Source organism: Thermogemmatispora aurantia, from assembly GCF_008974285.1.
In the GTDB taxonomy this organism is placed as follows: Bacteria; Chloroflexota; Ktedonobacteria; order Ktedonobacterales; family Ktedonobacteraceae; genus Thermogemmatispora; species Thermogemmatispora aurantia.
Genome location: NZ_BKZV01000002.1, coordinates 490,086 through 505,188 on the forward strand (window position 1 = coordinate 490,086; position 15,103 = coordinate 505,188).

The following is a 15,103-nucleotide window of genomic DNA, read 5'->3' on the forward strand; positions in this document are numbered from 1 at the left end:
CTCAATCCTTTTCCTGCCTGAAGGCTTCAATGATATCGCCAATCTGTACGTTACTGAAGCCTTCAATGATCATACCACATTCATAACCGGCGGCCACTTCACGCACATCATCTTTGCCTCGCCGCAATGAGGCCACACGACTCTCGTGCACTTTCGCTCCGTTACGCAGCACACGCACCTGCGAAGCGCGGGTAATCTTGCCATCCGTAACCCGGCAGCCGGCGATCACGGTGTTCTTGCCGCTGCGGAAGAGCTGCAGCACCTCGGCATGGCCCTCGACCACCTCGTGATAGGTTGGCTCCAGGAGGCCCTTGAGGGCGGCCTCGATGTCCTCGATCAGCTGATAGATCACATCATAATAGCGGATTTCGACGCCCTCTTTCTGAGCCTGACGCAGAGCTGCGTTATCGGCCTTAACGTTGAAGCCGATAATGATGGCTCCGGAAGCGGCAGCCAGATGGACATCGGTCTCGGTGATGTTGCCAACGCCCTCGTGAATGAGATGCAGCTTGATCTTCTCCTCGCCCAGCTTGAGCAAGGCATTCTTGATCGCCTCGACCGTTCCCTGAACATCGCACTTGAGGACGATATTCAGCTCTTTGGTCTTTCCTTCCTGCATCTGCATGTAGAGGGTATCGAGACTGACATGGCCCGGCAAGCTGCTCTCGGCACGGCGCTGCTCAGCAATCTCTGCAGCGCGCTGCTTGGCAGTGCGCTCATCAGGCACTACTTCGAGGCGATCGCCAGGCTGAGGTACCTCGGGCAGACCAAGGATGCTCACTGGCGTGCTAGGAGGCGCCTTCTGGATGCGCTTGCCCCGGTCGTTGAACATAGCGCGCACCTTGCCCGCCAATGGCCCGACGACAATGTGGTCGCCCATTTTGAGGGTTCCTTCCTGGACCAGGATGGTGGCCATCGGACCAGTATTCTTCTCCAGCTTGGCTTCGATGACCACGCCGACAGCTGGACGATTCGGGTTGGCCCGCAGATCCTGCATCTCGGCGACCAGCAGGATCATCTCCAGCAGCTCGTCGATGCCAGCCCCGGTGCGGGCCGAGATGGGTACGCAGACCGTGTCTCCGCCGTAGTCCTCGACGATCACACCGATCTCGGCCAGCTGCTGTTTGACCAGCTCAGGATTGGCCGTCGGCTTGTCGATCTTGTTGATAGCGATGATGATCGGCACATTGGCGGCGCGAGCGTGATCAATAGCTTCACGCGTCTGCGGCATCACCCCGTCATCGGCGGCCACTACGATGACAGCAATGTGTGTGACCTGCGCTCCACGCGCGCGCATGGCGGTGAAAGCCTCATGGCCAGGCGTATCGAGGAAGGTGATCTTCTTCCCCTTGACCTCTACCTGGTAGGCTCCGATGTGCTGAGTGATTCCTCCAGCCTCTTCAGCGGCCACACGGGTCTTACGGATCATGTCGAGCAAGGTGGTCTTACCGTGATCGACATGGCCCATAATGGTGACCACCGGCGGAATAGGCACGGTATCTTTGTCGTCGCGCGCCGCCTCCAACACAGCGCTGGTCGGCAACGCCCCCCGCTGCAGGCTGGCGCTGGTCGGCGAGATAACCTGCGGCGTCGGCTCAAAGCCAAGATCGCGCGCTACCAGGGCCGCCTGCTCGTAATCGACCACCTGGTTAATGCTGGCAAAGATGTGATGTTTGATCAGATGACGAATGATCTCCGTAGGCGTCGCGTGCAGTAGCTCGGCCAGGTCCCTGACGACAATCTGCGGCGGAATAGCCACGGGACCAGTCGGGGGTTTCTCCCTGACAATGCTGCTATGCCGCTCATGGCTGCGCTGAGATGAGGAGCCAGGCCGTCCTCCACCAGGACGGGGACGAGCCGCAGGCCGCGAGGAGGCCGAGGTCGGCACCGGGGCATGGGCACTGGCACCACCTCCCCCAGTGGGACCCGCCCCACCGTGTCCACCACTACGAGTGGCGGTGGCGCTCCCAGAGGCTCCACCGCTGAAAGTCCCTCCTCCCGCTGTCGACCTGGTCGCTCCCCCACCAGTGGGCGAGGCAGAGCGCTGGGACTGAGGCCCTCCTCCGGGCCGCTGACCCCGCTGACCGCTCCCCGGTCCCGGGCGTTGGGATTGAACGGAGGTTACACCCGCACCACTCTGCTGCGACGGCTGGCCAGCTCCGCTGCCATGCTGATGTGGTTGATACTGCTGATGCTGCTGATGCTGCTGGTGCTGCGGCTGACTGCGCGCCGGAGGCGCACCCGCCGGCGGCGCACTGCGGCGCTGTGCACCTTGAGCGCCTGGCTTGGTCGAACGTTCCTGACCGCCCTGTGTGGCGTTCTCAGTTTTCGGGCGAGTGCCGGTACGGCTGCGCGTCGTCGCTGCCTTCGCCTGCTCGTTGGTGTTCGTGGTTGATTCAGATGTATTTCTCATGAAGAAGACTCCCTTCTATCGAGAATGATGCGCCACAATTGGCGGTGGAGACCTCTCTTCACAGCCACAACAAAGGACTGTCACCTTCCCTTCCAACAAAGGCAGGCGCCATTCGGATGAAGGGAGGAGACAGCCCTCGCTAATGCAGGCCAGGCATGTTTGTCTCAGTCTGCGCACTCTGGCGTAGTCGCTGCTATGGTTATCCTAGCATAGCCCTTGCTCCGCAAACATTGGCGCACCACGTCTGCCCTGTAGACGAGGGGCTGTGTCTCTGTAAAGAAGAGTCAAGATCGCGTGACACATACAACAATAACAACAAGGAAAGCGCCCACTCGCTTCCTATCCCTCGACCCTGGACAGGGTAACAAAGGATTCAGGAAGCTGCGAACTTTTCTCCAGTATAGCCTACTCGCTGGACCCTTGCAACCCGCTATAGTTGAGCCTGTAGCCAATTTTCTCCCCGGTCCTGCCGCTCTGTGCCACCACGGCTCAGATTGGGAAGGACATGGAGAGCGGGAGAGCAACGAGCGTCTGTCTACCCTCTGGCAGCCGCATGCAAGAGCGCTCGCCCAGCTTAGCGCGCGCCTAGGTGGTCACGGGCCTGGCCAGGCCTGTGGGAGGCTGCTCCTCTCGCGGCAAGGTGGCCAGGTATTCCTCCAGCGCCGCACGGTCCTCGGCGGAGAGCGGCAGCTCAAACTCGTGCTCTAACAGACAGCGATCACCTGCCTTTTTGACCTTGAGCGCCTTTTGCCAGCAGGAATAGCGAGCGCAGAGATAAGCTCCGCGCCCGGACTTCTTGCTGGTTGGGTCGAGTAGAATCCGTCCCTCGGGCGTGCGCACAATGCGCAGCAGTTCGCGCTTTGGCCTGGTTTCGCGGCAGGCAATGCAGGTACGCAGCGGAACGTGTTTCTGGCGCCCTCCCTTAGCGGCTTTGGCCATCATGAGGTACTCCTGCCCTTTCTTCTCGATATGCTTCTCGATGGGTGCCGGTCAGCCCCAGCCACAGCCAGGCCCCTTGCTGGTCATGTGGCCCTGGACTGGCTCGTCGCAGATCGTCCCCGCCTCCTGACCCACCCCTACAGCCACCCGGTGAAAGGCAACACCTGCTGTCTGCCGGGAAGTGGAGGAGAGAAGGCCGAGAGCCACAGGATCTACTCGTGCCGCGCCGCTGGCCCGCCAGGTTGGCGCGGGCCAGGAAGCAGAGGTGAATCAGCGACTTCCTGGGCCAGCAGGCAGCGAGCAAACGTTAAGAGGCCGACAGACAGGCGAAGGTGCTGCGGATAAACGAGCAGTCCTTTAGCGATATTTCCCGCTGCGTGACGAGGCGGAGCGCCTGCCACCATCATGACGCCCACGCTCACGGCGAGCGCTCACCGACGAGATGGCCTCCTCTACAGGTTCCTCATAGACCTCGCCCTCGGCAGGCTTGACCACATCGACCCGCCAGCCGGTGAGCTTTGCAGCCAGGCGCGCGTTCTGCCCATCCTTACCAATGGCGAGCGACAGCTGCTTCTCGGCGACCACTACCTGGGCAGTACGTTCGGCTTCCCGCAGCTCGACACGCAGAGGTTTCACGGGGCTGAGAGCATTCGCCACAAATGTCGCCGGGTCGGGGCTCCACAAGATGATATCGATCTTCTCATCGTTCAGCTCGCGCACAATATTATTGATGCGCGAGCCCCGCACTCCAACACAGGAGCCGATGGGGTCAAGGCCCTCCTGGTGAGCAACCACCGCCACTTTGGTCCGGCTGCCCGGCTCACGAGCAATAGCCTTGATCTCGACCGTGCCCTCGTAGATCTCGGGCACCTCGGCTTCAAAGAGCCGCCGCACCAGGTCGCGATGGGAGCGCGAGGCCACAATCTGCAACAGCCGCCCCTGGACACGACGCACATCGACAATATAGACACGCAATCGCTGGCCGACCCGATAGTGCTCGCTGGGCACCTCTTCGCTGAAAGGCATCAGTCCCTCGACCTTGTCAACACGTTCAAGGTCAAAGTCGAGCACCCACCCGCGCGCCGGATCACGGCGCGTGATCGTGCCCAGCCGGATCTCCCCCACCCACTCTTTGAGCTGCTCGTAGAGATGCTCATGCTCGGCCTCACGAATGCGCTGCAGGATCACCTGCTTGGCCGTCTGGGTAGGAATGCGCTCGAAGATATGCGATGAGTCCACTTCAATCGTTTGCCCCAGGGCGGCCTTCGGCATGAGACGCTGGGCCTCCGCCAGCGAGATTTCCTCGTTGGGATCTTTGACCTGGGCAACCACTCGCTTGGTGGTCCAGACGTGGACCTCGCCGTTCTTGTCCACCTCGATGCGCACGTTGTCCCCGCCCCCGAAGCTCTTGCGGTAGGCAGATAAGAGGGCATTGGCCACGGTCTCCATCACCACTTCGCGGGGCAATCCTTTTTCGGCAATCAACTGCGCAATAGCAGCCTGAAATTCACTTCTCATGATGCCTTCTCCCTCCCGCTCGCTGGTCGCCCAGTAAACACTTACTGCAAGTTGTTCGAGTGCAAAGAAAAAGTCCCTGGCAAGCAGAAAAGTGGGGGGGCCCCACTTTTCTCAAGGTTCCTCTATGTTCTAAGGTATTATATCATGTCATCTTTTTCAACGCAAGGCAGGGCGAAGAGCTTGCGATTCGTTTTCCCTCCCCTTGATTTTTCTCTCAGGACAGGCTATACTCTAAATGACCATTTAGTGTAGATTTAACACTTTCTGTATGGTCAGGCGAGCGCCCGGCTGGCCAACGGGAGGAGCGGCTTCTCTCCTCCCTTCACCCTACGGGCAGGACTCGCCTCGCGCTCGCTGCGTCGCCGTTCTCGACGCGCGCGGGCAGGCAGGCCCAGAGAGAGCAGGAGCTGGCCAGGCTTAGGCTACCTCCTTGCTGGCCACGGCTCCCGAGTCCGCGCTCTTCTGCGTGGCTTCTGCCCCGCGACGTTGGTCTGGATGAGGGAGTCTACTATGAGTGCACGATCTCTGGCTCCAGCAAGTTTTGATCCGCAGGATGCCTTCAGAGGCCCTTACGCCGCCCGTATCGCAGAGTTCAGTGAGGCCGGGCGTCAGGCGGGCCTCGCTCCCGCCAGCACGGACCGCGAGCGCATCGCGCTGGTGCTGGTCGACTATCAGCATGATTTTGTCGATCCCAGTGGCACGCTCTCTGTCCCAGGCGCGCAAGAGGATGTTGGGCGCTTGCTGACCTGGTTCTATGCCTACGCCGATCAGATTACGGCGATCTACGCCTCGCTCGATACGCATTTGCCTTTCCAGATCTTCTATCCTACCTGGTGGCAGAACCCTCAAACGGGCGAGCATCCGGCTCCGTTTACGACGATCACCGTCGAAGATGTCCAGGAAGGTCGCTGGCTCCCCCTCCGGGAGCCAGAGTGGTCGCGCCACTATGTGCAAGCGCTGCGCCAGCAGGCCCGCAAGGAGCTGATGATCTGGCCCTATCATACGATGCAGGGCACGCTGGGCCATATGCTGGTGGCCCCTATCAGCGAGGCCCTGGCCTGGCACAGCGCGGCTCGACAGACGCAGCCTCACTATATTGTGAAGGGCCTGACTCCACGGACGGAGTTCTACGGCATCTTCGGCGCCGAGGTGCCCGATCCTTCTGATCCCGCTAGCCAGCTCAATACGGCCTTGCTTGAGACGATTATGCAGCACGACCGCGTCTTCCTGGCCGGCGAGGCCAAGTCTCACTGCGTGCTGGAGAGCGGTCGCCAGCTTGTTCAGTACTTCAGTCAACGGCCCGCTGTGCTCCAACGCCTCTATGTACTACGCGATTGCATCAGTTCTGTCCAACACCCAACGATCGACTTCGACGCCCTGGCCGAGGAGGAGCTGGCGCGTTGGGAGCGCCTGGGCGTCCACCTGGTGCGCAGTACCGACGGGTTACCAGGGTGAGAAAAGAGGGAGCGAGTAAGGAGTTGAAGACGAGTTAGCTGGCCGTGCTCGCCTGTTGGCAACAGCAGGCGAGCAGAGACGCGGTCCTCCTCCCTGGCTCGCTCACGCACCTCTTGGCACTCCGGTGTGGCTAGGCATGACCAGGCATGACCAGGCATGGCTGATCGCTACTGGTCTCCGCTAGTCTCGCCCGCCCCCACGTTCTGACGGCCCTGGCTCCCTTTTCTCTTTCTCCCGATGCATCCGCAGAATCTTGATCATGTACTGCTCGGAGTTCAAATAGTAGGGATTGCGCCGGATGAATTTGCCTACGACGGAGATAGGATGAAGCTTGAGCATCTCCACCACAAGGCTGGGCAGCAATTTCCCGTAATCGTAATGCATCAGGGCAATGATGGGCCGGTTCTGAAAGGTAAAGACCGCATCACAGAGGGCCTCGTATTTTAAGAGCTGCTCGGGCGTGGCTAGCTCTCCGGCCAACCAGGTCATGTCGATCGAGATCCTCACTGCTTTCCAGCCATCACGCTGCGCCTGCGTAATAAAGGTCTGATGCGTGGACAATAAAAAATAAGGATCAAATCGCTTCCCATTGGAGAGAAACGGCTCCCGCTCGCTGGAGAGAATGAGCTGCCCTTTGGCAATTAAGGCGTCTACATCTAGTTGCAGCTTCACCAGTTCTTCACGCAACTCCTGCACCTGCGCTGGCGCCGCCGCGAACAGGCACTTCTCCGATGCGACAATCCCCGCACGTAACAGCCGGGCCGTGACCCCGGCAATCTCTGTCACTTTGCTGTACAGCTGACAGATGTGCGAGCTGTATGGAATACGCTCTGACTTGCCATCAACACTCAGGTCCATGCCTATCTCCACACAATGCCGATTCTTAACCAGCTTGCCACCATTAAGCATATCACACCGGAGCGGGATTAGCACATATAGAAGCGTCCACTATTCAGCCAAGAGTAGGAAAGCTCTCCCCAACCCCTCCTGTCCTCTTCTTCTCTGCTTGCTTGCTACTCCCGCCCGATGCCCTTGGCCTTTCTCCTGAAATATTGTACGCAGACCTGCGACCAGTTGCAGCAGTGGAGCGCTTTCGTCGCGGGCCTGTCGCCGTTGGAGCGGCGCGGCCTTGTCTGACCGCTCGCTCCGGCTCCCTCATTGATTCCATACTTTATACTATTGGGTGAATGCTTGCCCCGCTCCTCTGCCTGGCCAGAGACGCGAGGTATAGCGCTTGTTCTCGCCTTCTCTTCTCTCGCTTCTATTTTTGCTGGACCTGGTGAAAGGAAGACGACTACCATGCAAGGCACGATTCGTAAGTACCGTATCGATAGCGGCAAGGTGATTACCGTGACCCGGCGCATTCAGGAGGATCTGATCCCTCTGGTACGCCGCTTGCCCGGTTTCATGGGCTTCTATGTCTTGAACCGCGAGGATCAGCTGGTGACGATCAATCTCTCTGCTGACCCGCGCCAGCTCCGTGAGGCCGATGAGGTGGCCACTACCTGGATGGGCACGTTGGGCAGCTCCGTGGTGCTCGTCTCGCAAGAGGTGATTAGCGGCCCTGTGGTGGTTGAGGCTGCCGCGGACTGAGCAGTTGATGGAGGCGGAGCGAGTGAGACGGCTCCGCGAGAGGATGGGCAGCCCGCCATCCGGCTGCCGCCGGGCCAAGCAGCGCTTTGGCTGGCATGTGTGGCTGCCCCTCTGTTTTCGCTTCGGCAGGTCCTGGCTCAACCCAATCCAGCCCTGGTCTCGGAACTCTACCATGCTCTGCACGGGGACCTGTGTGTGCTGTTGCTTGTGGGCTGCCTCTTTCGTTTGAGACTATGACTGGTGCTGTCGTTCCTGCTTTTGCTTCAGAGGGAGGCGGCCATGTACATGAGGCCTCCGCTACTCTCGCAGCCGCTGAGCTGCCACCCATTGGCCCGGCCCCTAATCTGGCTCTCAGGTCGCTTCAGCCCGCTTCTTTCTTTCTGCCATGCAGAGCCGCTGTCATGGCTGGCCCGCGCCTGGCAAAGAGGCCAGTGCCGTTCTGCACAAGCGCAGTCGATAGCGCTAAGGTTGGCAGGCGAGATGGCTTGCTCGCAGTCGGAGGCATCTTCGGCTCCTGCGCCTCGCCCTCTCGATAACCCGCCAGTGCCGACCGATGCGGCCCCTGCCGGCGACCGCGGGCAGACAGGTCCACCGCCTGTCTCCTCTCTAAGAGGGACCTACCGGAAGCGAAGGCCACCCCTTGGACGCTGGGCAGCTCAGGCTCTGCTGACTGTGCTGATGCTGCTTGGTCTCCTGCTCTCGCTCACGCCCTGGGGCCGGGCCAGCCTGCGAACAGGGCTACTGCTCCCGGCTCTGCTGAGCGTTTCTCAAGGACCCGCTTTCAGGCTCTTCGGCGAGCCGATCCGCTTTACTCGTACGACGCTCTCTTCTGCTGCCACTGGTCTGGTATATCTAGATCTTTATGCCCCCACTGACTCCGCTCCCCTGGTCCCAGGGCGCCGTCAGGCCGTGGTGGTCATTGCCGGCCTGGGGGATAATCGCGCCGATGCTCAGCTGGTGAACTTTGCACGTTCGCTGGCGAGCGATGGGATGGTGGTGGCCATCGTTGGAACCCCAGCCCTCTTTGATTTCGTGCTGCGTCGGGCGGATAGTGCCGCGGTGGTGCAGGTCTTTGAGCTGCTGGCCCAGCGTCGCGATGTCGACCCTTCACGAATTGGCCTGGTGGGCTTCAGCGCTGGCAATGCTCTCGCCTGCTTTGCAGCTGCCGATCCGCGCATCCGCCATCAGGTGGCGTTCGTACTCTCCTTCGGTGGCTTTTTTGAGGCTACAACGCTGTTACAGGCCATCGCTACTCATCAGTTACAGGTTGATGGACACACCCAGACCTGGATTCCTTACTATGTGCCGCTCCAGGCGCTGGCCCACACGCTGGGTACTATCCTCCCTTCCCGCGAAGCGGCTCTTTTGCGCGCCGCTTTCGCCCAGAACGGCAGGCCGTTGACGAGGGCGGAGTTGAACCAGCTTTCTCCCAGTACACGCGCGGCTTACCATCTGCTGGCCGGCGACCAGCCCGGGCAGGTGGCAGCTAATCTGGCAGCTCTGTCTCCTCAGATGCGCGCGTTGCTGGCACAACTCTCGCCAGCGAGCGCGGTGACCGAGATTGCAGCCCCTATCTTCTTGCTACATGACCGCAGCGACGCCTATGTTCCGTTTACGGAGACACTGGCGTTCGCGGCTGCCCTCCAGCGCCTGCACCATCCTTACGATCTGGCCGAGTTTGGCATTTTTCAACACGTTGAGGTACGGAGCGGACTCAGTCCGCTGCAAGTGCTCGGCGATAGCAGCCGCCTGGCAGCTATTATCTGGAAGATTATGCTCGTTGGCTCTTGAGCGGCTGACAAGCAAGGGAGGTCTGCGATGACGCTTTCGCTGGCACTGGCTTTGACTGGCCTCTGGCTCCTGATCGGCCTGTTCTGCGGCCTCCTGGGCGGCGCGGCTCACCCGCGTTGGCGCCAGGCAGGCTGGCGCGCCTGGCTTCTGCTTCTGGGATTGGCAATGGCGGGAGCAGTGCTTTCAGCCTGGCCAGCGGTCTGGCTGCTGGGAAAGCTGGCGGCTGGCGCGCTGGCCCTCGGCTGTGCGGCTCTGGTAACGCTGGCAGTGCCGCCTTGCTTAGCAACTCGCTTGACGGCTGCCGCTCCTCCCCAACAAGGAGATGGGCCGGCTGGTTAGAGATGGAGGGAGCGGGCGACGAGAAGCCCTGTCCGGCGCTCCCCTCCTGCCAGGTCGCCCGCTCAGCTCGTCTTCTCTTTCTTCCGCGCGCTCCCCAAAACGGTTACATGGCCCCTATCCTTCTCCTCTCCGCTCTCACCGCAGTTACAAGACGCGGCTGCTGGCGGGCAGCCACAAGGTTCAGCTCCTCCACCCACCGAATGGATGCGCTATAATAGCCTGCAGCGATAAGGCTCTCGCCTGGGCAAAGAGAGCGAGAGCTGCGGCGGAAGAGAAGGAGTGATCAGGAGCGTGACTGAAACTGCAGAGAGCAAGGCCGCCCGGCCTTTCCAGGCTGTGCTTTTTGATTGGGATGGGACCATTGCCGATTCGACCCGCGGTATGATGGCAGCTATGCAGTTTGCCTATAAGCAACATACAGGGCGCATCTTTCCGCGGAACATGGAGGAATTCCGCCAGCTTTCGCCGCTGCGTCTGGCTGAAAGTACGGCGCGCTACGCTGGCCCCCATGCTGAAGAGGTGGCTGCCTCTTACCTCTGGTATTACACTCACGAAGGCTATCGCTCGACCTGCCTCTATCCCGGGGTGCGCGAGCTGCTGGAAGAATTGCGCCGCCGTGGCTATCCGTTAGTAGTGGTAACTAATACCGGGCCAGAGCGCCTCTCGACCGATCTGCGCCATCTGGAGCTGAGCGCGCTGCTGACGGTCACCGTGACCTCCCAGGATACCTCGGAGCGTAAGCCCCATCCCGCTCCGCTCTGGAAGGCGCGCGAGAAGCTGATTGCGGCTGGCCTGATCGCGGCTGAGACCCCAGCGGAGAGGCTGGCCTATGTGGGCGACCATCCTGGTGACATGGCCGCCGCTCACGCCGCAGGGATGGTGGCCATCGCCGCTTTCTGGGGAGGTATCTTCCCTCCAGAAAGTCTGCTCGCCGAGCGACCTGAGTATTGGGCCCATCAACCAGCGGAGCTGCTTACGCTCTTCCCATGAGCTGGCACTCACGCTGACGCGACGCGCCCAACGCCAACGGTCGCCTCGGTTCAGCTTTGGGCCTCTGCTGTAACCAGCCAGTAGCAGGTACCGTCGCGCGTCCGCTCTAAGAAGCGATATTCACACAGCGCGCGACGCAGGGCTGCGCTATCGTTGATCGCGCTATGCTGGTCCAGAATGGCATTTACCTCTTGCTCGCTGTAGCGCCGCCCCGCTTCAAAGAAGGAGGCCAGATAGCTGAGGACAAGCTGCTTATCGCTCAGCTTGGCCGGCGGCCAGAGGCAGAGCCTCCCCTGCCGATCGAGGAAGCGACGCACATCGGGGGCATGCGATCCGCCACGATGCGCCTCTTCGTCAGTACTGCGCTGCCCCACTGGTAGGCTGACCAACTCTTTCAGCGCGCGAGCGGTCCGCACAAAGTAAGGCGAACTGAGGCGATAGGCTTTCGCAGCCCCACTGGCGCGACTTTCGTAGAGAAAACCAAGCGAGACCAGCTGTTTGAGGTGGCGCGAGACATTCGACTGGCTCAGGCCCAGAGCCGTAATCAGCTCCTGAGCAGTCAGTTCATCACGCTCGGCCAGCAGCTCGATCAGGCGCAGGCGTGTCTCATCCGCCAGCGCCGCCAGCCGCGCGCGCAGCTCAGCCTGTCCAACGGAAGCAATGAGCAAAGCCACATCGTAGTTGGGCGGCTCGCTGAAGAAGAGATAGAGCGCTTCCTCATGCTCCCAGTAGCTAACGTGACGCCCCATATGCCAGGACGGTACCAGGACCAGCCGCTCCGCCCTGATAGCACGCTCCTCGATAGCCGTGGGTAGCTCACGCCCAGTGAGGGCCAGAAACAGATCAGCTGCTCCCTCTTCCTCTGCTGATTCTTGATAGTGACTGAATTGCTCTACCTGCCAGCGTAGGATGGGCTGTACCCGCCGCCACTCGGCCTCAAGGAGCTTCTGCCAGAGTGTACGGAGATGCTGCACGACCAGCTCTTGCATGGCCGCCGGCTGATTGAGCCAGCGATGCGCTTCACGCAGCAAGGCAGGTTCAGCCACCGTGGTAGCACCGTCAGCATAGGCAGCACAGGCAAGGTAGGTCTCTGGTTCAGCGATTAGGCGTGCGGGCGACGGCACTGGTGCGGGTCCATCAGCATCTGTGGCAGACAGACGGCGCTCGCAACGTGTGCGCAGGTGCTGGAGCGCCCGATCACGTAGATTCTCTGGATCAACACCAGCCAGCTCCTCCAGGTACGTGGCAAAATCAGCGAATGAAGCTGCGGCTACCCCAGCTACGAGTACATCGCGTAACCCGCTAAAGATAAGTTTGTGCGTCTGCCGCTGCTCGGCAGTCAGGCGCTGAGCACTGCGCTCTACCCAGGCGTTGAGGCCGCGTAGCCGTCCGGCCTCGCAGAGAAGCGCCAGGCTGTTGAGAGCATTGTAGACAGGCGCCAGAGCGATCTCTCGCCGCACATCTGACCCCACTACCGGCTTGTGGTCCACAGGTGAGTTTCTCCTTTCATTTCTATGCAACTATGCGCATAATTCTCTTTAGAGAATAACATTACATAGATGAGAAAGCAAGCCTCCCTGCAGTGAAACTGAATGAGAACAAAAAGCGGGGAGAACTAGAAGTGCGTTCTCCCCGCTGGCTAGAGGCAGGCGTTGAATCAGGATTGCTCGCCTTTGTAGGTGAGGATGCGGCCCCAGACGCTCTTCGTGCCCCAGATACCTGCGCGCAGGCACTCCAGCTGTACGATCTGGCTGTGATCGACGAAGAGATTGACCTCGGGACCGTAGTTCTTGATGTACCAGGTAAAGACCTCGGGGTCGGCGGCCTCGAACATGACTTTTTCCAGGCCAAGTTCGGCGATGATCCTGGCCACCGCATCGGTACGCCAGGTCTTGACATTCTCCGTGATTCCTTCGGACTCGATCATGATCATGTAGGCGCCGGCCTCCAGGAAGCGCCTGGCCTGAGCAATGGCCCAGCCCACATCGCGCGTCCCCTCGGCCTCCAACTCCTCAACGCTGGTCGCGCCGCCTGCACCGAACTGAATACCCACTTCGGGCTTGGCTTTCAGACCCTCCTTCTGCACCTTCTCCACCAGGCGCAGCCAGTCATCGATAGGGATCGTAATAAAGCCGCTGGAGATCTCGATAATGTCGAAGCCCAGATCGCGGCACTCCTTCACATAGCGATCAACCGCCTGCGCCCCTTGAGTGAGGACATACTCGATGAAACCGCCGGTCGAGACCAGCACATTGTAGCGGTGGGCGGTCTCGTTCAGCTCGCGTACGGCTTTGGGCGGCATCAGCGTGAAAGAGCCGCCAGCGTACTTGAGCGAGTCAACGTATTCACCCATCGTCTCCAGCACGTCCTCCAGGTAGCGCTTCCCCATCGCCGTGTAGTAGGGGCCGCGAATCTCGGTAATACCACGTGTTCGCGGCTTGCTCTGCCGCTCATTCATGCGTAGGAAGGTAAAGCCACGCTCTGCCATTGTCTCCCTCCTTGTCTGATCGTTCGCTTACTATCTCTCGCCAGGTTCACTGGCCGAACTGGCAGGCCGCAGGACCCACGCGCGCCGCTCTGCCGCTCGGGGGCTGCGACCCGCCCACCTCCCTCTTGCGCTAGAGGGCAGGCCCGCCAGCGGCTGGCAGGCGCACCTGGGCCAGCAAGGCCGTGAGCTGGCGCACCGGCACCTCATCCAGATGTTGCACTGTCTCGGCGATGGCGCGCCGCAGCTCGCCGTCAGTGTAGGGAGCTGTCAGGCTCTCGAACTTCTCTAGTGCCTGCTCCCAGCTCAGCGGGCGGCTATAGAAGCCAGGATAGTCGGCAATCTCCAGATCATAGCGCCGCCCATCGGTCAGCAGGACACGGATGCGACAGGGCATCTCGACAGGGAAGCGGGCACTGAGATCGTCGGCAGGCCGCACCTCGACCTTGCGCAGCAGGGCCTGTACATCGCTGGCCACGATGCGCTCGGGCCGATATTGTTCGGGGGTCACTTTGCCATCGAGCAGGGCTACTGCCACCATGTAGTGGAGACTATGATCAGCCTCCTCCTTGGTGCGCACAATGCGCTTATCTCCCTCTTCCCCCCCACCGATAATATGGTAGGCGACATCGAAGGTATCAATCTCAATACGCTCAATCTGATCTGCTCGTAGCTGGTGCTGCTCTCGCAGCTGCAGAATGCCCTCCAGAGTCGGCTGAGAGTGGAATTCAGCGTTGTACTTTTTGATGCTGGTGCGCCGAACAATCTCCAGATTCTCGCGTGACCAGTCGATGGTAAAGCGTCCGGCGATGCTCTCCATAAAGCCCTTATTGCCCTCGAAGACTTCGATCGGCCCGGTCATGCCGCGCATGGCCAGGAAGGTGGCATGAGTACCAGCGTGGGCCACCGCCGGGTAGGCCATCCCTTTCCAGTGGGAGATGCTGCCTGTGCGGGTGACGCGCAGGGCGTTATAGGCAGTACCGCTGATGGCGATGGCGTTAGCTGTGCGCTGTGCATCCAGGCCCAGAGCGCGCGAGACGCCAGCCGCCACTGCGTACGTGCCCTCAACGGTATGGTCAAAGCCCCTGGCCCGTACCGGAGCCACCTCCGATAGCCGGCACTGCACCTGATAGGCCACGGCCAGGGCAGTCAAGAGCTCCTTGCCGTTGCGATCAGCATATTCGCTGGCCGCCAGGACAGCGCCCAGATTATCGCTGGGATGGCAGCTCTCCCCTTTAGCAATGAAGGTATCGTTATAGTCGAGATAGCGCACCAGAGCAGAGTTGTAGAAAGCCGCTCGGTCTGGCGCCGTTTGACCTCCAGCAATCAAGGTCGACAGTGGATTGCCCCCAAAGTCTTTGATCTGCTCACGCAAAATAGCCAGAGGCCGCCCCTCTAAGGCGCCAATGGCACACCCCAGCGAATCGAGCACGCGAATCTTTAACTCACGGCGCGCCTCTGCCGAGAGATCCTCATAGCTGCTGCGTACCACAAAGTTTGCTAGCTCTTCAACGAGCGTCATGATTGCTGACCTCCTTCCCAATGCCAGTACTCCCGAGAGGAGTGGCTGGTTTCACATG

Annotated in this window: 12 protein-coding genes; 5 read left to right on the forward strand and 7 right to left on the reverse strand. The window is 60.6% G+C overall.

Features of this window, described 5'->3' with window-relative positions; translation table 11 throughout:
• Position 1: 1 nt before the first annotated feature.
• The 3 genes from infB to nusA form a co-directional block, all read right to left on the reverse strand.
• Entirely contained in the window at positions 2-2,413 is a 2,412-nt protein-coding gene (gene infB / locus KTAU_RS08740) for a translation initiation factor IF-2 (protein WP_151728020.1), read from the reverse strand.
• A 585-nt stretch (positions 2,414-2,998) separates the two neighbouring features.
• The gene (gene rnpM, locus KTAU_RS08745; RefSeq protein ID WP_228026369.1) at positions 2,999-3,355 is read right to left on the reverse strand and encodes an RNase P modulator RnpM; all 357 of its coding nucleotides are present in this window, start codon (positions 3,353-3,355) and stop codon (positions 2,999-3,001) included.
• Positions 3,356-3,709: 354 nt separating this feature from the next.
• Entirely contained in the window at positions 3,710-4,870 is a 1,161-nt protein-coding gene (nusA, locus tag KTAU_RS08750; protein ID WP_151728021.1) for a transcription termination factor NusA, read from the reverse strand.
• A 510-nt stretch (positions 4,871-5,380) separates the two neighbouring features.
• On the opposite strand from nusA, the gene KTAU_RS08755 reads away from it, so the two are divergent.
• Positions 5,381-6,325, forward strand: coding sequence for a cysteine hydrolase family protein (locus tag KTAU_RS08755; protein ID WP_151728022.1), 945 nt, complete (start codon positions 5,381-5,383; stop codon positions 6,323-6,325).
• 180 nt (positions 6,326-6,505) lie between these two features.
• Here KTAU_RS08755 and KTAU_RS08760 read toward each other — a convergent pair whose 3' ends face one another.
• Positions 6,506-7,183, reverse strand: a complete 678-nt coding sequence (locus KTAU_RS08760) for an MEDS domain-containing protein (protein WP_170293164.1) — start codon at positions 7,181-7,183, stop codon at positions 6,506-6,508.
• Between the two features lie 441 nt (positions 7,184-7,624).
• Here KTAU_RS08760 and KTAU_RS08765 point away from each other — a divergent pair, with 441 nt between their 5' ends.
• From KTAU_RS08765 to KTAU_RS08780, 4 genes are all read left to right on the forward strand, one after another.
• Positions 7,625-7,918 carry a hypothetical protein gene (locus KTAU_RS08765; protein ID WP_112432987.1) on the forward strand — a complete coding sequence of 98 codons (294 nt, stop codon included), beginning with the start codon at positions 7,625-7,627 and terminating at the stop codon, positions 7,916-7,918.
• A gap of 480 nt (positions 7,919-8,398) precedes the next feature.
• Positions 8,399-9,709, forward strand: coding sequence for an alpha/beta hydrolase family protein (locus KTAU_RS08770; protein ID WP_151728024.1), 1,311 nt, complete (start codon positions 8,399-8,401; stop codon positions 9,707-9,709).
• A 27-nt stretch (positions 9,710-9,736) separates the two neighbouring features.
• Positions 9,737-10,048, forward strand: a complete 312-nt coding sequence (locus tag KTAU_RS08775) for a hypothetical protein (RefSeq protein ID WP_151728025.1) — start codon at positions 9,737-9,739, stop codon at positions 10,046-10,048.
• Positions 10,049-10,339: 291 nt separating this feature from the next.
• Positions 10,340-11,038 (forward strand): HAD family hydrolase, encoded by a 699-nt coding sequence (locus KTAU_RS08780; protein WP_170293165.1) that lies wholly within the window; start codon positions 10,340-10,342, stop codon positions 11,036-11,038.
• A 50-nt stretch (positions 11,039-11,088) separates the two neighbouring features.
• Here KTAU_RS08780 and KTAU_RS08785 read toward each other — a convergent pair whose 3' ends face one another.
• The 3 genes from KTAU_RS08785 to KTAU_RS08795 form a co-directional block, all read right to left on the reverse strand.
• Positions 11,089-12,528 carry a DUF2087 domain-containing protein gene (locus tag KTAU_RS08785; RefSeq protein WP_151728027.1) on the reverse strand — a complete coding sequence of 480 codons (1,440 nt, stop codon included), beginning with the start codon at positions 12,526-12,528 and terminating at the stop codon, positions 11,089-11,091.
• Between the two features lie 167 nt (positions 12,529-12,695).
• On the reverse strand, positions 12,696-13,526 hold the full coding sequence (locus KTAU_RS08790; RefSeq protein ID WP_151728028.1) for a phosphosulfolactate synthase: 831 nt from the start codon (positions 13,524-13,526) through the stop codon (positions 12,696-12,698).
• Positions 13,527-13,656: 130 nt separating this feature from the next.
• Positions 13,657-15,045, reverse strand: coding sequence for an MmgE/PrpD family protein (locus KTAU_RS08795; protein WP_151728029.1), 1,389 nt, complete (start codon positions 15,043-15,045; stop codon positions 13,657-13,659).
• Positions 15,046-15,103 lie beyond the last annotated feature (58 nt).